Origin of the sequence: Larsenimonas suaedae (assembly GCF_023712105.1) — a bacterium.
In the GTDB taxonomy this organism is placed as follows: Bacteria; Pseudomonadota; Gammaproteobacteria; order Pseudomonadales; family Halomonadaceae; genus Larsenimonas; species Larsenimonas suaedae.
Map to the genome: position 1 here is coordinate 195,933 of NZ_JAMLJI010000004.1, position 17,688 is coordinate 213,620.

General features: G+C 61.9%; 16 protein-coding genes and 1 tRNA gene. 10 read left to right on the forward strand and 7 right to left on the reverse strand.

What is annotated here, in order from left to right:
- Positions 1–326: 326 nt before the first annotated feature.
- Positions 327–1,724, reverse strand: coding sequence for an aminotransferase-like domain-containing protein (locus NAT49_RS12570; protein WP_251594734.1), 1,398 nt, complete (start codon positions 1,722–1,724; stop codon positions 327–329).
- A gap of 108 nt (positions 1,725–1,832) precedes the next feature.
- Here NAT49_RS12570 and NAT49_RS12575 point away from each other — a divergent pair, with 108 nt between their 5' ends.
- Positions 1,833–2,561, forward strand: coding sequence for an alanyl-tRNA editing protein (locus NAT49_RS12575; RefSeq protein ID WP_251594736.1), 729 nt, complete (start codon positions 1,833–1,835; stop codon positions 2,559–2,561).
- A complete protein-coding gene (locus NAT49_RS12580; protein ID WP_251594738.1) occupies positions 2,558–3,166 on the forward strand; it encodes a LysE family translocator in 609 nt (202 codons plus the stop codon). Before NAT49_RS12575 ends, NAT49_RS12580 begins: the two co-directional genes overlap by 4 nt.
- A gap of 128 nt (positions 3,167–3,294) precedes the next feature.
- Here the strand turns inward: NAT49_RS12580 and thiM are convergent, their stop codons facing one another.
- Positions 3,295–4,101 (reverse strand): hydroxyethylthiazole kinase, encoded by an 807-nt coding sequence (gene thiM, locus NAT49_RS12585; protein ID WP_251594740.1) that lies wholly within the window; start codon positions 4,099–4,101, stop codon positions 3,295–3,297.
- A 146-nt stretch (positions 4,102–4,247) separates the two neighbouring features.
- On the opposite strand from thiM, the gene NAT49_RS12590 reads away from it, so the two are divergent.
- The gene (locus tag NAT49_RS12590; RefSeq protein WP_251594742.1) at positions 4,248–6,068 is read left to right on the forward strand and encodes a glycoside hydrolase family 15 protein; all 1,821 of its coding nucleotides are present in this window, start codon (positions 4,248–4,250) and stop codon (positions 6,066–6,068) included.
- Here NAT49_RS12590 and NAT49_RS12595 read toward each other — a convergent pair.
- Positions 6,065–6,652, reverse strand: coding sequence for a gamma-glutamylcyclotransferase (locus NAT49_RS12595; protein ID WP_251594744.1), 588 nt, complete (start codon positions 6,650–6,652; stop codon positions 6,065–6,067). The two genes, NAT49_RS12590 and NAT49_RS12595, sit on opposite strands and share 4 nt — an antisense overlap.
- An 88-nt stretch (positions 6,653–6,740) precedes the next feature.
- Positions 6,741–7,064, reverse strand: a complete 324-nt coding sequence (locus NAT49_RS12600; RefSeq protein ID WP_251594745.1) for a c-type cytochrome — start codon at positions 7,062–7,064, stop codon at positions 6,741–6,743.
- A 158-nt stretch (positions 7,065–7,222) separates the two neighbouring features.
- Here NAT49_RS12600 and NAT49_RS12605 point away from each other — a divergent pair.
- Positions 7,223–7,299 (forward strand) — tRNA-Arg (locus NAT49_RS12605).
- Between the two features lie 175 nt (positions 7,300–7,474).
- The gene (locus tag NAT49_RS12610; RefSeq protein WP_251594747.1) at positions 7,475–8,659 is read left to right on the forward strand and encodes a tyrosine-type recombinase/integrase; all 1,185 of its coding nucleotides are present in this window, start codon (positions 7,475–7,477) and stop codon (positions 8,657–8,659) included.
- Here NAT49_RS12610 and NAT49_RS12615 read toward each other — a convergent pair.
- The 3 genes from NAT49_RS12615 to NAT49_RS12625 all read right to left on the reverse strand — a co-directional run bounded on the left by NAT49_RS12615 (position 8,649) and on the right by NAT49_RS12625 (position 11,630).
- Entirely contained in the window at positions 8,649–9,116 is a 468-nt protein-coding gene (locus NAT49_RS12615) for a DUF6392 family protein (protein ID WP_251594749.1), read from the reverse strand. The two genes, NAT49_RS12610 and NAT49_RS12615, sit on opposite strands and share 11 nt — an antisense overlap.
- 2 nt (positions 9,117–9,118) lie before the next feature.
- The gene (locus tag NAT49_RS12620) at positions 9,119–10,669 is read right to left on the reverse strand and encodes an S-type pyocin domain-containing protein (RefSeq protein WP_251594751.1); all 1,551 of its coding nucleotides are present in this window, start codon (positions 10,667–10,669) and stop codon (positions 9,119–9,121) included.
- Between the two features lie 331 nt (positions 10,670–11,000).
- Positions 11,001–11,630 (reverse strand): LysE family translocator, encoded by a 630-nt coding sequence (locus NAT49_RS12625; RefSeq protein WP_251594753.1) that lies wholly within the window; start codon positions 11,628–11,630, stop codon positions 11,001–11,003.
- Between the two features lie 287 nt (positions 11,631–11,917).
- Here NAT49_RS12625 and NAT49_RS12630 point away from each other — a divergent pair, with 287 nt between their 5' ends.
- From NAT49_RS12630 to NAT49_RS12650, 5 genes are all read left to right on the forward strand, one after another.
- Entirely contained in the window at positions 11,918–12,748 is an 831-nt protein-coding gene (locus NAT49_RS12630) for a glycosyltransferase family 2 protein (RefSeq protein ID WP_251594755.1), read from the forward strand.
- Positions 12,748–13,035, forward strand: a complete 288-nt coding sequence (locus NAT49_RS12635; RefSeq protein ID WP_251594757.1) for a lipid-A-disaccharide synthase N-terminal domain-containing protein — start codon at positions 12,748–12,750, stop codon at positions 13,033–13,035. Before NAT49_RS12630 ends, NAT49_RS12635 begins: the two co-directional genes overlap by 1 nt.
- A gap of 16 nt (positions 13,036–13,051) precedes the next feature.
- The gene (locus tag NAT49_RS12640; RefSeq protein WP_251594759.1) at positions 13,052–14,785 is read left to right on the forward strand and encodes an ArnT family glycosyltransferase; all 1,734 of its coding nucleotides are present in this window, start codon (positions 13,052–13,054) and stop codon (positions 14,783–14,785) included.
- A 96-nt stretch (positions 14,786–14,881) separates the two neighbouring features.
- Positions 14,882–16,510, forward strand: coding sequence for an ArnT family glycosyltransferase (locus tag NAT49_RS12645; RefSeq protein WP_251594761.1), 1,629 nt, complete (start codon positions 14,882–14,884; stop codon positions 16,508–16,510).
- A 76-nt stretch (positions 16,511–16,586) separates the two neighbouring features.
- A complete protein-coding gene (locus NAT49_RS12650; RefSeq protein WP_251594763.1) occupies positions 16,587–17,627 on the forward strand; it encodes an SDR family NAD(P)-dependent oxidoreductase in 1,041 nt (346 codons plus the stop codon).
- Positions 17,628–17,688 lie beyond the last annotated feature (61 nt).

Here is a 17,688-nt window from a genome sequence, read left to right on the forward strand (position 1 = left end):
ACGCAACGGTTTCCACTGAAAGAAGACATAATATTGTAATGGTTATATTGAACTAAAGTCTATTTTATTGGGTGCGTTATTATAAATAGACATTTTTAAAAAATATAAAATTACTTATTGATAAAAGACTTGATTAAAAAGGATAAATCATTGCCTCTGCGGCGTTTTCCCACGTGTTTTTCGAAGTATTGATGCGGTGTGGCAAATCATTTTGAGTGTCATCCACAGCGGTGGCGGCCCTGCCATCGCTGTGGATAATCCGCGTTATGGATATAACCCGCCTTATGGATAGAAAGCGCCTGGAAGCCACACTGTGAAGGCGCGCGCTATACCGTTTCCCAAAGCGTAGGCTCGGGGGCGTCGAGCGCTGCCTTGACGATCTCTAAGGCCTTGGCAAGCTGCGCCCGGTCATTGGCGGCGCTCAGGCACAGCCTGACGGCCTGAGGGGCGGCCGTAGCCCCGACGCAAAACGCCTCGCCGGAGGTCACGCGCACGTTCTGGCGTTGAAGCTCATCGATTAGCTGGCTGGCACGAAGCCCTGCCGGCATGTGAATCCACAGATAGAACCCCCCTTCAGCGCCTTGTATTCGATGGCCGTTCAATGCCTCGAGGGCCATGCGGTAGCGGGCCGACAGCTCTGCGGTCTGCCAGTCGAGCAGGGCGTCGGCGTCGCCGTGTTCGATCCAGGCGCAGGCAACGCTTGCCATCAACGGCGGCGGCATCCAGCTCTGGGCCCTGAGCGCGGCATTCAATCGACCATGCAGCACGCTGGGCGCGCGCAGCACCCCTGCGCGCAAGCCGCCGCCCAGAAGCTTGGCGACCGAAAACAGATACACCGTGCGCTCCGGCGCAAGCCGGTACAGCGGCGTACCGCGCCGCTTGTTCGGCGCCATGTAAAGCACCCCATCCTCGATCAGCCACACGTCCTTTTCCCGCGCGAACGCCACCAGCGCCTCTCGCCGCGCCTGACTCATGGCCACCGTGGTCGGGTTGTGGTGCTCGGGCATCACGTAGATGGCCTTGAACGGCTGCTGCTCAAAGCGCCGCCTGAGCGCCGCGACGTCGATGCCGTCCTCATCGAGGCCCACCGTTGCGGTTTTCAGATGAAGCTGCTGCACGGCGCTGATCAGCCCCGGATAGCTCAGTTCCTCGCACGCGATCCGCTCCCCCGGCGCCAACAGTGCCAGCAGTGAAATGAAGATGCCGTGCATGCCGCCTTGCGTGATCACCAGCTCCTCGGCCTCGACCGGAAGCTCGAGCGCCTCGGTCATCCAGGTGGCAAAGCGCTGACGACACGCCGCCATGCCGCTTTCCGGCTGATAGCTCAAGAGCTCGGCCAGCGTATCGCCTGCGGCGTTGACGTGCGCCAGCGCCCGCTGGAAATGACGCACGCGTTCAGGCGTGGGCGGCGGCAGCGACAGGCTCAAGTCGATGGTGCCCTGTGACTCGCTCGGCAGCACATGCCCGAACGCCGCCGGGCCGCTCGGGCTGTGCACGTAGGTGCCACTGCCGACACGGCCCTCGACCAGGCCGCGCCGTTCGGCGTCGCCGTAGCCCCGGGTAATGGTGCCGATCGTCACGCCGAGCGCGTCGGCCAGCTGGCGTTGAGGCGGGAGTCTATCGCCGGGCGCCAGATCGCCCCGATGGATGGCGTGTTCGATGGCATTCGCCAGCGCCTTGTAGCGCGGGCCGGTCGGTTCGAGATCGGGAGTCCAGATTGTCATGGTGACAATAAATCCGTTGACGCGAATATTGGCGGGATTATGCTCGTAATTGTCCCCTTGTTGAAGGGGGTGTCTTGAAATTGTACCCATACAATCAAGGAGCATCGCATGTCCGCCACTGTCCGTCAGTTCGATCACGCCCCCTATCAGCACGTCATCACGGCCGAAGTTCGCGCCGTGGCCGAGCACGCCGTGGCCGTGGATTGCACCGTGTTCTATCCGTGCGGCGGCGGTCAGATGGGCGATACCGGCATGCTCCGTGACGAAGCCGGCCACTCGATGCCGGTGGTCGATACGGTCAAGGGCGAGCAGGGCCTGATCTGGCACCGCCTTGACGGCGAACTGCCCGCGGTTGGCGCGCGTGTTGAACTCGAGCTCGACTGGGCGCGACGTTATCGGCTGATGCAGATGCACACCGCGATGCACCTTCTTTCGGTGGCGGTGCCGTTTCCCGTCACCGGCGGGCAGATGACCCCGGACAAGGGCCGGCTTGACTTCGACGTCGCCGGTGACGCCCTCGACAAGGCGGCGATTACCGAGCGCATCAACGGCTGGATCACCGAGGACCTGCCGGTAAGCGTCGAATGGATCACGGCCGAGGCGCTTGCCGCCAATCCGGAGCTTGTGAAGACGGTCGGTGTGGCCCCGCCCACCGATGGCGGCCAGGTGCGGCTGGTGTGCATCGGCGAGATCGACCGCCAGCCCTGCGGCGGCACTCACGTGGCCCGAACCGGTGAAATTGCCCCGATCACGGTCAAGAGCATCAAGAACCGCGGGGCGCGCAACCGCCGCATCACGCTTGAATGGCAGCCCACCGGGGAAGGAGGTACGTCATGAGTGGATTGTCGCTGTCAGGGCTGGCCTCGCTTCTTTTGTTCGCGGTGTCGATGACCGGCACGCCTGGGCCGAACAACGTGATGTTGACGGCCTCCGGCGCACGGTTTGGCTATAAACGCACGCTGCCGCACATTCTTGGCATCATGGCCGGCGGGTTCAGCCTGTTTGTTGCGCTGGCGCTGGGGTTTGGCGCGTTGTTCGAGCGGGTGCCGGAGCTTCAGGCGATTCTCAAATGGGTCGGGGCGGCGTACCTGTTGTATCTGGCGCTGAAGATCGCCACCGCACCGCCGCCGGCGCTCGAGCACGCCGATACCGCCCGGCCCCAGAGCTTCTGGCAGGCGTTCGCGTTTCAGTACGTCAACCCGAAGGTGTGGGTGATGGGCATGGCGCTGATGGCGACGTTTTTGCCCCACGAAGGCGTGCTGTGGCTGAACGCCATAAGCATTGCGCTTTTGATGGAGCTGGTGGCCTTCCCCTGCATTTCAATGTGGGCCGGCTTCGGCATGGCAATCTCGCGCTTTCTGACCACCCCGACTCAGTGGCGCGTGTTCAATGGTGTGATGGGCCTGATGACCGCCGCCTGCGTGCTGTTCATTGTGGGCTGAGGTGCGCGCCACACGCACGCCCTGAAGGCGCTGGCAGATGCCGGCGCCTTTTTGTTACCTGTCACATTTACGGGTTGGCCTATTTACGGGTTGGCCTATTGGCTGGTTGGCCCGAATCGGTGCGTCTGTCACACGCCGAGGGCGTGCACCCGCTCGATCGCTCGCTCGGTCAGCGCGAGATCATCCCGGGCCAGCGCGTCGAGCCAGGCCGAGGCAAAGCTTGCCGGCCCTTCGGCGCGGGCCTCGGCAAGTTCGGCGGCAATCGCGGCGTGAAGGTGGGCTGCCGCCAACGCCTCGAACGGCTCATCACTGACCGCGCCGTACGCCGCCATCAACGCCCCCAGAACACAGCCGGTGCCGGTTACCCTGGGCTGCCAGGCGCTGCCGCCGGTGAGCTGCCAGTGACCCAGCTCGGTCAGGAGGTGATCCTGCTGGCCCGAGATCGCAACGCCTTTCGAATAGGAGAGCAGCGCGTTTGCCGCCTCGGTTGCGTCCTCGACCGTATGTTGGGTGTCAACGCCGCGGCCGGTGATCGCTTCATCGGCCAGCGCCATGATCTCGGAGGCGTTGCCGCGCACGGCCGTTGGTTGGTACTCAAGCAGCGCATGGGCGGCAGTGCGACGAAACCGGGTAGCGCCGACGCCGACCGGGTCCAGCACCCACGGGCGATGATCCGCGGCCGCCACGCGCACCGAGCGGGTCATGGCCTCGAGCGATTCCTGAGTGGGGGTGCCGAGATTGATCAGAAGGGCATCGGCCGAGGCGGTCATCTGTTCGGCGTCGTCTGGGTGATCAGTCATGACCGGGGCCGCGCCGATCGCCAGCAGGGCGTTGGCCATCGGTGTCACCGTGACGCGGTTGGTCAGGCAGTGCACCAGCGGCGCGCGGGTCTTCAAGGTCTCGAGCAGCGCACTGGGATCGAAGCGAGTACCCATCGAATTCTCCTTTTTCGATATGAATCAGGTGGTGTACAGCATAGCTGCTATCGAATCCGACCTGGCGCGCTATGCTTTCAGCATACCGACTCGCGTCAAGCTACCGACTCGCCCCGAGACACCGACCCACTGATGGAACCGACGGCATGACCCTGACTCGAACCGTGACCAATCCTGAGCGCGAGCGTGGCTACAGCCCGCTTGAAAACTACGCTGCCATCGGCGAGGGCCGCTCGGTGGCGCTGGTGAACATGGATGGCGCGATCGACTGGTGGTGCGCCCCCACCATGGACCGTTCGCCGCTGTTCGACCGGCTGCTTGATGCCGAGCACGGCGGTCATTTTGTGCTCACGCCCCGTGGCCCCTACCGGGCGGAGCGCCGCTACCGGCACAACAGCAACGTGCTGGAAACCACCTTCATTACCGAAAACGGCTCGGCCCGCGTGACCGAATCGATCAATAGCAATACCGCCGGCCGCCTGCCCTGGTGTGAACTGGCGCGCCGGGTCGACGGCGTGGAAGGGGAGGTCGAGTTCGACATTCAGTTCGTGCCGGGCACGCAGGTTCAAACCGTCAGCCCCTGGCTTCAAACCACCACGCTCGGTGAGGTCTACAACATCGGCCCGCTGATGGTGATGGTGCGCCACAGCGACGATGTGCACGTGACCGAGGCCTCCGACCGCGCGCTGACGGCGTGCCTGACGGCCCGTGAAGGCGTGCGCTCGATGGTGGCACTGCTGGCCGCCGAGGGCGAGCCGCTGGCGGTGCCGTCGATCGACAAGATCGACGAGCGCATCGACGTCAGCGATTTCGCCTGGCGCGACTGGGCCGAAAAGCTCGATTACGACGGCGACTACAAGCAGTGCGTGCTGCGCTCGGCGCTGGCGCTCAAGTTCCTGCTGTACTCCCCGAGTGGCGCCATCGCCGCCGCCGCGACCACCTCGCTTCCCGAGGGCATTGGCGGTGAGAAAAACTACGACTACCGCTACGCCTGGGTGCGCGACGCCTGTCTTGTCATCAAGGCGTTCGTACACGCAGGCGCTCTGGAGGAGTGCAAGGCCGCGTTTTCGTGGTTGACCGCCACCATTCATCGCCATGGGCCGAACATGCGCGCCTGCTATACGCTGGAAGGTGGGCTGGTGCCGGCCGAGCGCTACCCCGAACTCGAAGGCTACATGGGCTCGCGCCCGGTGCGGGTCGGCAACAACGCCAAGGACCAGCTTCAGACCAGCATGTACGGCGATATGCTGGCCACCGCGTCGCTGTTCATCGAGGCAGGCCATGTGATCGACATCGCCACCGCCAGGCTTCTGGGCGATCTCGCCAATCAATGCGCCGACCGCTGGCAGCAGAAGGACTGCGGCATCTGGGAGCTGCCGGAAACGCACCACTACACCCATTCCAAGATGGCGTGCTGGCTGGCGCTTGATCACGCCGTGCGTCTGGCGGACGACGGCCACATCGAGCCGACCTGGAAAGCACGCTGGCAGCGCGAGCGTGACCGCATTGCCGAGTGGGTCGAGGCGAACTGCTGGTCGCCCGCGCGTCAGGCCTATGTGTTCTACCCGGGCACCGAAAAGCTCGACGCCGCCATGTGCCTGACCCACCGCTTCGGCACGGGCGTCAACCCTGAGCGGATGGCGCTGACCTACCGTGCGATTCGAGAGGAGCTGGGCTCAGGCGCGCTGCTGCACCGTTATTCCGGCGCCGCGCAGGAGGAGGGCGCGTTTCTGGCCTGTTCGTTCTGGATGGTCGAGGCGCTGGGCGCTACCGGCGACTGCGAGGAGGCGCACAAGCTGATGCAGGGGGTCACCGAACTCAGCAACAATAACCTCGGCTTGATGCATGAAATGATCGACCCCGACAGCGGCCGGGCCCTGGGCAACTTCCCGCAGGGCCTCAGTCATCTGGCGTTGATCTGCGCCGCCAACGTGCTTTCCGGCGGCAAGAGCGAATCGACCGATTAGGCGCTGACGAACGCGCTCTCGCCGATGAGTGCGCGCAGGTGGCGCTCGATTTCGAACACGTGCGGGTCCTCGTCGTTCAACTCGCGCAGGGAATCGGCGAGCTTCAACAGATACTCGCGGTTCGGGCCGCTTGGCCCCTCGGACACCGCGATGTGCGCGGCAATTTCCGCCTCGCTCGCCTCGCCGAGCCAGGCGGCGTTGTCCGGTCCGGCCCAGTAGACAATGCTGTCGGTCATTTCGTTGGTGTCGAACGTCATCGAGATGGTGCGCCGTAGGTAGCCGTTCTTCTCGCGCACATCGAGGCTATCGAACACCTCCGGTGTGACCAGATACCCCATGCCCCAGCAGGTGGCCTCGGGCGATTCGATCAGCGTCGCCACCCGCCCCGGCGCTTCGGGCGTGCCGCGGTGATCGTGAGAGCCCTGCCAGAACCGGCGCTCATAGCCGCTGATCCACGCCGGGCGGCGCTGAAGGTACTCGAAGCCCGCCTTGAAGATCAGCGAGCCGTAGCCGAACAGCCAGACGGGTTTATCGCCATCAAACGCGCTGTTCTGGCGGTTTATCTCGGTGGTGTCGTGTGCCATGGAGTCTCTAACCGTTGAGCGAAGGGGTATGCACCCTATCAAAAAAAGCGCCCGTCGGGGCGCTGTGTTCAGTCAGTGCTAATGGACGTTACTGGCTCGGAAGCTCGACCCCACTCTGGCCGACCATATACTCCACCGCCGCCTTCACCTGTGCTTCACTCAAGCTTGAATTGCCGCCTTTCGCCGGCATGCCGCCCACGCCCTTGATGGCGTTGTCATAAAGCGTATCCATGCCGTGGCTCTCGACCAGGTGCTGCCAGGTTTTGGTATCACCGACGGTTGGCGCACCGCCGCCCCCGCTGTGGCACATCGCGCAATTATCCTGATACACCGATTCGCCCTCGGGCGCGGCCAGGGCCAGTGGTGCCAGCAGCAGCGCACCCAGCGCCAGCGATAAACTCTGTGTTCGCATCCTCGATTCTCCGTGTCGCGGTCATGAAACGGGCCACTCAAGCGGCCTCTTGGTACTGCTACTATAGAGCACGCGCCGAGGCCCCGCGTGGTTCGTGACATGGACAACGCCTGGGGATATCCGTACAATGCCACGCGTCGCTGCAACGGCGACCTCGCGCGCCCATAGCTCAGCTGGATAGAGTACTGCCCTCCGAAGGCAGGGGTCGAAGGTTCGAATCCTTCTGGGCGCGCCACTTCTATTATTTCTCCCCTGAAAATCCCCTTCTTTATATTCAAGCGCGATTACTGTGCCTGCCAGCGTGCGTCTGTGTTTTGAGTTGAGCCTGTTTTCTCAATGCTCATATGGCTTGAAGCGTATCGAAGCCTCATGGGTATGTACCCCTGTTCGAAGAGTGCCGCTATACCACGATGCCGCTAACTGTCCGAAAAATAGAAGCAACTAAGCCAGGCCCTAAACCGATCACCCTGATCGATGGGTCGGGATTACAACTTGTGATTTCGCCTAAAGGCAGCCGTGGATGGCGTTTGCGCTATACCCGTCCTAATGGGAAACGGAACATGATGAGCCTGGGTAGCTATCCCGAGGTCACACTTGCTCAAGCGCGAGAAAAACGCACCGATGCACGTCGGCTGCTAGCGCAAGGTATTGATCCTGTAGAGCAGCGCCAGCAAGAGAAACGGGAGCAGCAGTACTCACAGGAAAGTACGTTTCGTGTTTTGGCTCATGAATGGCATGCAACGATGGCCCCTCGATGGAAAGTGACATCAAAGCGTGCCAAGGAAAGCCTCAGGGCACTCGAAAACTACATTTTTCCTTATGTTGGTGATAAGGCTATCGAAGGGATCAAACCGCTGGAATGGCTCGAGCTATTGAAGAGGATCGAGCAGGCGGGCAAGTTCGAGCAGCGGCGTAAGGTCCACTCCTTTTGTCGTGATATCTATCGCTTTGCCATTATCACTGGGCGTGCCTCTACTAATCCGCTTTCTGAGCTTTCCAGTGCTCTCATCCCACACAAGCAAAAGAGCTTTCCTCACGTTTCCCAGGAGGAACTGCCGGAATTGGTCAATGCTATCGAGAGCTACCATAATCCCCTCGTGCGAATTGGCCTGACACTGCTACTGATGACCGCGTTACGACCGGGCGAAATGCGCCAGGCTCGTTGGGAAGAAATCGATTTTCAGGACGCAACCTGGAGCCTGCCTTCTGACCGGGTGAAGATGGGTAGGGCGCATCGTGTTCCATTACCTACGCAAGCTTTGGCGGAGTTGAGAAAGCTCCATATGATGACTGGCCAATATGGCCTGCTATTCCCTGGGCGTAACGATCCGGCCAAGCCGCTCTCTGATGCAGCTTTTGGCATGGCGCTCAAGCGTATGGGCTTTGAGGGGCGTCATGTCCCGCATGGCACTCGGCATGTGGTAGCCACCGGGCTCAAGGAGATGGGCTACCCCGGAGAATGGATCGAGATGCAACTTTCACATAAGCTGCCGGGCATCCAGGGCGTCTATACCCATGCCGAGCATATGGCGCCGGAGCAACGGCCAGCGATGATGCAGGCATGGGCTAATTGGCTCGAGTCTTTCAAGGTCTAAAAAGAACTGTTGCAAGGCAATCTTTCTCGGCTTGATAAGTCAGAATAAGCCGTAGGTGATGACGTTTTGTTATAGCTATACGAAAGGTGTCCTTTGGTCCGATCATTCCAATCGGAGGTGGCCCTGGCTGAGCTTCTTGGCTTTCTATAGGATCACCAAACAGCCCAATGGCCTCGGAACGAGAGGTCGTGGAATTAAGCCCTAGTGGTAGACTGCCTGAAAACTCTTCCCCATTTTTTAAGCGTGCTCTGACCGTGATCAGGACGCGATCCAAAGCCATTGTTTCGTCCCAAAAAGTAAGCTCAACCCCTTCAAATGCGTGATAAGTCGACCATTCGCTATCAGGGAAGGTCTTGGTAAGCTGTTTAGGTTCTATAACACCACCGTCAACTAGTGCTTGATGCTGCTGGCCGATCGATTTTGCAAATTCGATTAATTTGTCTGCTTCAGTATTCATTATTAACGCCCTTGTGATCGATGTAACTCATGCAGCTGACTTCTTACAGCCTCAATTTCTTCTTCTGAGAAACCCTGGTCTGATAGAGCATCAGATATAGCGTTCACATTGCTATCAACTGTCTTGTGTATATCTTGAGCATCTGACAGTTGCCTAGCTCTAGTGTTTCTCCCGCCATAGGTCTCGCTAGCGCGCTGATGGACTTCTCTCGGAATTGCTACACTAGGTGCTTCATTGCTTATTGCTTTCAATTCAGCTTCTGACAAGTCCGAATTGTTCGATAAAGCATTACGTTCGATGGCTTTCCGAGAGGGTATGTGATCTATATCGAGACCATCACCTTTGCTTCGTTTTGCCATATCGCTGTAGGTGCCAACTTCCAGCGGCTGTACAGGTTTGTTGAATACAATATAAAGCGGCTGAACGCCGCTATCGGCAGGGAAAACAATAATGGCATCTTTAGAGTCGACTTCGTGACTAGGCAGCGCTGTAGAGCTTCCGCCGACATTATCTGAAATAGGAAAGACCGTAATACCACTTTGCATATCTGGGCTAACATCTGGATATTCGGTACTTAATGGTTGAACTGGGCCCTCGTTCGGTGTCCATGTGAAGGTGATACCACTTACCTCAGCTTCAAACTTTTGGCCAGCTTGGGTCGCCTGTATTACTGGTACCTGCTCAATACCTGAACCGGGGGATGTGTGTATACCACTGACCTGTAGAAGACCTTGATTATCTCGTCTAATTTGGAATCGTACTCGAGTTTCAGCAGTGCCCCCGATTTTGTTATTCAGTTCTTGAGCGCCTTGAATGGTTCCATCGCCCATTTGTGTAGGTTGGAAAATACCGGCTATTAGAAAGCCACCTGGTGTCATTCGGGCTGCTTTGGCTGTCCAACTTCCTAATCTAGCTGCCGCCTGTGTTAACACCTTGCCAGTACTGTTGACTAACCCTCCAAGCGATATTTCACCTGTTGCTGAAGCTGTTCCAGCCAGTACTGCCATCGAACCGCTATTAGACGAAGGCTCAGAAGTAGCGCATACATCAGTGCATTCGATTCCCACACTTCTCGAGCGTGCAAAAACAGGAGTTATTACCTTCTCTGCGTTTGCTTTACTGGTATCAGGAGTATACGTCGAGGAAGCTGACCCGCCGGAAGAGTTCACAGGGCTTCCACGATATCGTCGGCTTTCCAGAGCATGAGGATTTAAACCTCGTGCATTAAGGCGGCTCACTTCTGCTCTAACAAATGGTGCTCGGCGATTATCGGGAATAACCCATTTAGAGCCATTCCAGCGTACTAGCCGAGTTATTTTGTAAGGGTCTCCTGGTCGATTGATCAGAAACATTGCACCCTGAGCGACCGAATTTTTTATAGCCCGACGCATCGAGTTGATGTTTTGGTTGGATGAAGAATGACCACTTAGCTTGGAATAAAGCGCGGTTATGTCGTAATCCGATAACTCATTTAAACGGCTAGAAGCAAAAAACGGATCCTCGATCAGAGGTATATCGACCTCATCAAGCTCGAAAGGGGATATAAGGCGCATAGTTAGTAAACACTAATTAGTCAAAGTCAGTTCAGCATATCAGCGTCGGCTTGGTTTCCAAATATGCCGCAAATCCGATGAGGGCCACGGATAGAGACCTAGCCCGATTAGGTGCCAGTACATGAGAAAAGGCATTAATGTTGTACTTCGTTGTAAAGCCTGCCTTTACAACGCGCGCCGCTCGAAGTCCCACGCCAGCCCCGGCAAGCTATCCCTGACCCACACAGACCGACGTGCGTTATCAGGGAGACCGCATGATTTATAGACATGGTGGCCACCTAAGGTCTCCGCATTAGCTAACGGATTCTTTCGTTTATATAACGAGCGACCATCACCGATGCGACACCGCCAACGCCCCGCCGGCGGCGATAAACAACCCCCCGGTGGTGCGGTTGAATAGCCGCACTCGGCGGGCGCTCTTGAACCAGCGGCTGATGGAACCGCCGAGGGCGGCGTAGGTGGTCATGGTGGTGAAATCGACCGCGAGCCACGTCAGCGCCAACAGCGTGAGCTGGGGCCATAGCGGCTGGCTCATATCCAGAAAGTTCGGGAACAGTGCGCCGAAAAACAGCAGGTCCTTGGGGTTGCTGAGGCCGATGCCGAGCCCCTTGCGAAAGCGCCGGCCTGTTGATGCCGCAGGCATCGGCGCATCACTTGCCGCCATGTCCACCGGCGCTGACGGGCTCATCCAGGCCTGCACGCCCAGATAGATCAGATACCCCGCCCCGAAGACCTTGAGCGCGAGAAAGGCAAGCTCGGAGGTCGCAAGAATCGCCCCAAGCCCCAGGGCAGATAACCCCATCAGTATCAGTGAGGCGGTGACGCCGCCGGTCACCGAGGCCAGCGCCCGGCGCCGGCCGACCCGCACGCCCTGATGCATGCACAGAAGTGCGACAGGGCCTGGAAACGCGATCAACGCGGTAATCACGCTTAGGTAGGTCAACCAGATCGCCAGATCCATGGGCACTCCTGTAGATGAGGGGCGACGGGGCGAGCGCGTCGCGCGGTTCTATAAGAAGGCCCTGATTCTGTCTCAAACCCGCGGACTGGACAATCCGTGGTAGTGCTGCAATTACTTCAATAGAGGGCGCGGTGGCCCGAGATTTTTAAGAAAACCCTCATGCAACGTTAATAAAACGATAAGTTTTCGTTGCTATTACTTGCACGCTCACGGCGCAGCGGGCAAGGCGAGCCCCGCGCGCGTTACTGACTAGCATTGATCGTCCACCCCACTAAAAGGCCTGCCCGATGTCTTCTCCCCTGCTTTCGGTGTTGATTCCCGCCAAGGATGAAGCCGGCAATCTGCCCGGCCTGCTCGATGAAATCGCAGCGGCGCTCGGGGAGGTCCCGCATGAAGTTATCGTGGTCGATGACGCCTCGAGCGATGAGACCTGGACGCTTCTGACCCACCGCGCCGAGCGTGATGCACGCCTGCGCCCGCTTCGCCACGCGAAAAGCGCGGGGCAGAGCACCTCGGTGTGGCAGGCCGCCTGGGCGGCGCGCGGGGAGTGGCTGGCAACGCTTGATGGCGATGGCCAGAACGATCCGGCGGATCTGCCGGCGGCGCTTGCCAAGGCCCGTGAAACCGGCGTGACGCTGGTGGCGGGGCACCGCACCAACCGGCGCGATGACTGGCTCAAGCGGGTGTCCTCGAAAATTGCCAACCGCGTGCGCGGGGCGCTGCTCGATGACGCCACGCCGGATACCGGCTGTGGGCTGAAGGTCATTCGGCGCTCGGCGTTTCTGGTGCTTCCCTATTTCGATCACATGCACCGCTTTTTGCCGGCGCTGGTGCGGGCCCAGGGCGGCTCCTGCGTGTCGGTGCCGGTCAATCACCGCCCGCGCGGGGCCGGGCGCTCGCACTACGGCCTCAACAACCGGCTGTGGGTGGGGCTTGTCGATATGGTCGGGGTGATGTGGCTGCGTCGGCGCAGCAGGCTGCCGGCGACGTTCATCTTCGAATCCGGGCGCGAGTCCGAACCCGAGCCCCGGTCCGAGACCGCCTCCGAGGCCGAATCCAATAAAAGAAACGCGCCGGATCTCGAGCGGCCGGCCGCCTCCGGGCAGGTGACGCCGTGATGCCCGAGTGGGGCTGGGTCGCGCTCGGGTTTGTCGGCCAGGCGCTCTTTTCGATGCGCTTCATCATCCAGTGGCTTGCAAGCGAGCGCGCTCGGCGCAGCATCGTGCCGGTCACGTTCTGGTTCTTCAGCCTCGGCGGCGGCGCCACGCTCCTGATCTACGCGATCTACCGCAAGGACCCGGTGTTCATCGTCGGCCAGGGCTCCGGCCTTGTGATCTACGTCCGCAATCTGATGCTGATTCGTCGGGAGCAGCGCCAGGCGGCGCCGCCCGAGACGACCCCTTAAGCGACAGGAGCCTTGCATGCGCCCTTTGAACCTTGCGCCGTCGGTTACGGCGTACCGCGTTGCCTGGGCGCTGCTTGCGCTCACGGCCCTCGTCCTGATCGGCATCGGCATCGGGCTTCGTGACCCGTGGCCGGCCGATGAACCCCGCTTTGCGCTCAACGCGCTCGAGATGCTGCGCACCGGCCAGTTCTGGTTCCCGCATCGGGCCGGAGAGCTCTACCCCGATAAACCGCCGGTGTTCATGTGGGCTTCGGCGCTGTCGATCTGGCTGACAGGCTCCGTCCGGCTCGGGTTTCTGATCCCGACCGCCTTGAGCGCGTTTGGAACGCTTCTGCTGGTGGTCGATCTCAGCCGGCGCGTGTGGGGCCGCCGGGTGGCGATCTTCTCAGGCGTTGCGCTTCTGAGCGCGCTTCAGTTCATGCTGCAGGCGAAGACCGCCCAGATCGACATGATGCTGACGCTGTTCACCACCCTTGGAAGCTACGGCATTTTGCGCCACGCGCTGCTTGGGCCGTCGAAGGGCTGGTGGCTTGCCGGCTGGGCGGCGATGGGCGTGGGCATTTTGACCAAGGGCGTCGGCATTCTGCCGCTGGCGCTGCTGCCGGCGCTGTTCTGGTTCGCGTTTCGGCGCAAGGTGTCGCCGGTGGGTGGGCGTGATCTGTTAAAGGGCGCTGGCGTTCTTCTTGCGGTCGTCGCGGCCTGGGGCGTGCCGATGATTCTGATCGCGACCTTCGGCGACGACCCGAGCCTTGCCGCCTACCGCGACAACATTCTCTTCAAGCAGACCGGCGAGCGCTACACCGACTCGTGGGTGCACGTGAAGCCCTGGTACTACTACCTGACAAGTGTGCTGCCGTGGGCGTGGATGCCGCTGGTGCTGGCGCTGCCCTGGGCGGTGCCGGCCTGGGCGCGCCGGTTGAGGCGCGGTGACGCTCGCGTACTGATGCCGCTGAGCGCGCTGGTACTGATCGTGATGTTCTTTTCACTCTCGCCCGGCAAGCGCGGCGTCTACATGCTGCCGACGCTGCCGCTGTTGGTGTGGTCTCTGGCGCCGCTGTTGCCGGGGCTCTGGCGCCGTGCGCGGCTTCAGTGGCTGGGGGCGGGGCTGTTGGCGCTGATGGGGGCGGTGCTTCTGGTGGCGGGTGTACTCGGCGCGCTTGGCCTGCCTTCGCTTGAGGCGCTGGCCGAGCGCCACGGCGTGCATCCCTGGGGTTGGTGGGTGGTGCTCGGCCTTGCCGCAGCGGCACTTCTGGCCTGGCGCGGCCCGCGCCGGGGGCTGGAGGCGTTCGGGCTGTGGCTTTTGGTGTTCTGGGTCAGCTGGTCGACCTGGGCCTACGCCCTGCAGGACCACGCCCGCTCCCCGCGAGACATGATGACCCACGTCGAATCGATCACCGGGCAGGGCGCCTGGCTTGCGCTGCCGGACGCCGATGAGGAGTTCGTGCTGCAGGCGCGCCAGCCAAGCGTTCAGTTCGGCCACGAAACCCCCACCGCCGCGCAGTTTTCCCGTGCCTTTGCCTGGCTTCAGGCCGAGCCAGACCGCTGGCTGTTCGCACGCCGACGGCAGGCGGATGACTACCCCTGCATCGATCGCACCCGCATGCAAGACCTTGGCGTGCAAAACGGCGATCACTGGTGGCTGATTCCGGCGGCCGCGACGCGCATGTGCACAGGCGATGCGTCTGCGGCGCCGGTATTGGTCGCGCCGACCACGCTCCCGGACCCCTCCGGCACCGCCCCGACGCGCTAACGCGCGGGGCGGGTGAGAAAACCTGCGCCACGTAATGCTCCCTTAAGGTCGGCGAGGCCATGATGGCGCTCGCTACCGTTTTGGACCGAGGCCACCATGGCAACGACCTGTCGCATCTCCCCCATCCGCGCGCTTGCCGCGCCCCGTGCCCACCAGGCGCTGGTGGTGATGGCGCTGCTGTGGTCGGCGATGGCGGTGAGCGCGCTGTGTCGCCCGCTGCTGCCCATCGACGAGACGCGCTACGTCTCGGTGGCCTGGGAAATGTGGGTAGGTCACCATTTCTGGGTGCCGGTGATGAACGGCGCGCCCTACGCTGACAAGCCGCCGCTGCTGTTCTGGTTGATTCACGCAGGCTGGGCGCTGTTCGGCGTCAACGCCTGGTGGCCGAGGCTGATCTCGCCGTTGGCCTCGCTTTTGGCCCTGGTGCAGCTCTACCGCATCGCCCGTGGGCTTGGCTACGCCCCGGCGCAGGCCCGGTGGGCGCCGCTGGTGCTCTTGACCCTGTTGCTGTGGCAGCTCTACAGCGGCGCGCTGATGTTCGATGTGCTTCTGAGCGCGTGTCTGCTCGGCGCCATCACACCGCTTGTAAGCGGCGCGTTTGATGCCCGCCGGGCGCTGGCGTGCGGCCTGTGGCTTGGCGCGGCGCTGTTGGCCAAGGGGCCGGTGGCGCTGGTCACCTTTCTACCGATTCTCGCAACTAGCCCCTGGTGGCGGGCCGAGCCGTTGAGCGGTGCGCAGTGGCGCCGCGCACTGGGTGCGCTCGGCCTTGGCAGTGCGCTGCTGCTCGGCTGGGCGCTGACGGCGGCCTGGGCGGGTGGGGGTGAGTTCGCCCGCATGCTTCTCTGGGGGCAGACCGTCGATCGTCTGCACGATTCGATGGCCCACGCCCGGCCCTGGTGGTGGTATCTGCCCTGGCTTGTGGTGCTGCTCTTTCCCTGGTCCCTGTGGCCATCGGCGTGGCCCGGCCTGCCGCGTCGTCGCCATCAGCGTCTGGCCTGGTTCTGGGTGCTGCCGGCCCTGGTGGTGTTTTCCCTGATCAGCGGCAAGCAGGTGCACTACCTCATGCCGATGCTGCCGGGCGTTGCGCTTCTGGTGATGGATCGACTGACCCGTCCTTCATGGTCTGGTTCGGCGTCCCTGAAGCCGGCGTCCCTGAAGCCAGTAGCGCTGGCGCTTGCCGGGCTGGGCGTCGCCGTTTTGGGGGCGCTGGTGTTCGGCGTCGGAGCGGTCGACACCACCCTGATCTCGCCGTTTGGGGCCGTGCTTCTGATCGGGCTTGGCGCGCTTCTGTGGTATCAGCCGGCCCGGAACACACTTGCCACCGCGCGCACGCTGGCCGTGGCCTGCACGGCGTCGGTGGTGGTTGTGGTGCAGGTGATGCTGTTTCCGCTGTGGCAGCGCGAAAGCGTGACCGGCCCGGCGGAACTGATCGGGTCACTTCAGCGAGAGGGCGTGCCGGTGGCCTACGTCGGCGGCAACTATCAGGCGACCTTTCAGTTCGCCGGCCGCCTGCGCACGCCGTTGGTGCCGGTGTCGGATTCACACGCGCTCTGTCGGTTTCGTACCGCCCACCCCAAGGGCTGGGCCGTCGGGCGCACGCGAACGCTCACGCCTTGGCTTGAGGGCCACGCGCCTCGCCGAACCTTTCTCTATCGAAGCGGCACGCTGGTGGTGCTGCCAATCGGCACCGACGTTCGACCCAACGCCTCGGAGGGCTGCCCGTGAGCACCGCCTGCCTGCGTCTACCGCTTTTTTTCAACGATCTGATTCCAGATTGCCCGTCACGATTACAGGAGTCCGCATGACCATTCTCGTTACCGGCGCGGCCGGCTTCATCGGGTTTCACCTCGCCAACCGCCTGGCGCGGGAAGGGCATCGCGTGGTGGCGCTCGATAACCTCAACGACTATTACGCGGTTTCGCTCAAGAAGGCGCGGCTCGCCCAGCTCGAGGGGCCGTGCATCGAGACGATCGATGTGGCGGATCTGCCCGCGCTCGAGGCGCTGTTCGCCCGCGAGCGGTTTACCCGTGTGGTGCATCTGGCGGCGCAGGCCGGGGTGCGGCATTCGGTTACGCACCCCCACGAGTACGGTCGCAGCAACATGATCGGGTTTTTGAACGTGCTCGATGTATGCACCCGCTTTAATGTCGAGCACCTGCTCTACGCGTCATCGAGTTCGGTGTACGGGCGTCAGGAGACGCTGCCGTTCCGGGAAAGTGACCCGGTCGACCGCCCGGCCTCGCTCTACGCCGCCTCCAAGCGGGCCAACGAGATGATGGCCTACAGCTACGCCGACCTGCACCGGCTGCCCGCCACCGGGCTGCGGTTCTTCACGGTCTACGGCCCCTGGGGCCGCCCAGACATGGCGCCGAGCCTGTTCGCGGAGCGCCTGATGCGCGGTGAGCCGATCGACATCTTCAACCACGGTCAGATGGCGCGGGATTTCACCTTTGTCGATGACATCGTCGAGTCGATTGTCCGCCTGATTCCGAAGGCGCCCGGCGCTGCCGGTGAGACGCCGCACGCGATCTACAACGTCGGCCGCGGCGAGCCGGTCTCGCTTCTGAGCTTCGTCGAGCTGTTGGAGCGTGCGCTCGGCGTCACGGCGCACAAGCGCTTCAAGCCGATGCAGCCGGGTGACGTCGAGCGCACCTGGGCCGACACCAGTGCGCTGCAGGCGGTCACCGGCTACCGGCCGCAGGTGTCGCTCGAGGTGGGCATCGAGCGCTTTGTCGACTGGATCAAACGCTACCATGGTGCCGGCTCAGGCGCGGTGCGTGTGCCCCGTCGGCCGCGCGTGGCCGGGCCGGTGATGCGGGATCTGCATTCGGTGCGGGTATGAGCGCGCAGGGCCTGCTAGAGTGACGCCGCACATGAGTTTCGAGTCGGTTCAGGGTCCTGCG

Bases quoted from the DNA above. Each gene is read 5' to 3' on its own strand.
- NAT49_RS12630 (WP_251594755.1), top strand. From the start codon at position 11,918: ATGTCTTCTCCCCTGCTTTCGGTGTTGATTCCCGCCAAGGATGAAGCC.
- NAT49_RS12640 (WP_251594759.1), top strand. From the start codon at position 13,052: ATGCGCCCTTTGAACCTTGCGCCGTCGGTTACGGCGTACCGCGTTGCC.
- NAT49_RS12590 (WP_251594742.1), top strand. From the start codon at position 4,248: ATGACCCTGACTCGAACCGTGACCAATCCTGAGCGCGAGCGTGGCTAC.
- NAT49_RS12610 (WP_251594747.1), top strand. From the start codon at position 7,475: ATGCCGCTAACTGTCCGAAAAATAGAAGCAACTAAGCCAGGCCCTAAA.
- NAT49_RS12625 (WP_251594753.1), bottom strand. From the start codon at position 11,630: ATGGATCTGGCGATCTGGTTGACCTACCTAAGCGTGATTACCGCGTTG.
- NAT49_RS12580 (WP_251594738.1), top strand. From the start codon at position 2,558: ATGAGTGGATTGTCGCTGTCAGGGCTGGCCTCGCTTCTTTTGTTCGCG.
- NAT49_RS12650 (WP_251594763.1), top strand. From the start codon at position 16,587: ATGACCATTCTCGTTACCGGCGCGGCCGGCTTCATCGGGTTTCACCTC.
- thiM (WP_251594740.1), bottom strand. From the start codon at position 4,101: ATGGGTACTCGCTTCGATCCCAGTGCGCTGCTCGAGACCTTGAAGACC.
- NAT49_RS12595 (WP_251594744.1), bottom strand. From the start codon at position 6,652: ATGGCACACGACACCACCGAGATAAACCGCCAGAACAGCGCGTTTGAT.
- NAT49_RS12570 (WP_251594734.1), bottom strand. From the start codon at position 1,724: ATGACAATCTGGACTCCCGATCTCGAACCGACCGGCCCGCGCTACAAG.
- NAT49_RS12635 (WP_251594757.1), top strand. From the start codon at position 12,748: ATGCCCGAGTGGGGCTGGGTCGCGCTCGGGTTTGTCGGCCAGGCGCTC.
- NAT49_RS12645 (WP_251594761.1), top strand. From the start codon at position 14,882: ATGGCAACGACCTGTCGCATCTCCCCCATCCGCGCGCTTGCCGCGCCC.
- NAT49_RS12620 (WP_251594751.1), bottom strand. From the start codon at position 10,669: ATGCGCCTTATATCCCCTTTCGAGCTTGATGAGGTCGATATACCTCTG.
- NAT49_RS12615 (WP_251594749.1), bottom strand. From the start codon at position 9,116: ATGAATACTGAAGCAGACAAATTAATCGAATTTGCAAAATCGATCGGC.
- NAT49_RS12600 (WP_251594745.1), bottom strand. From the start codon at position 7,064: ATGCGAACACAGAGTTTATCGCTGGCGCTGGGTGCGCTGCTGCTGGCA.
- NAT49_RS12575 (WP_251594736.1), top strand. From the start codon at position 1,833: ATGTCCGCCACTGTCCGTCAGTTCGATCACGCCCCCTATCAGCACGTC.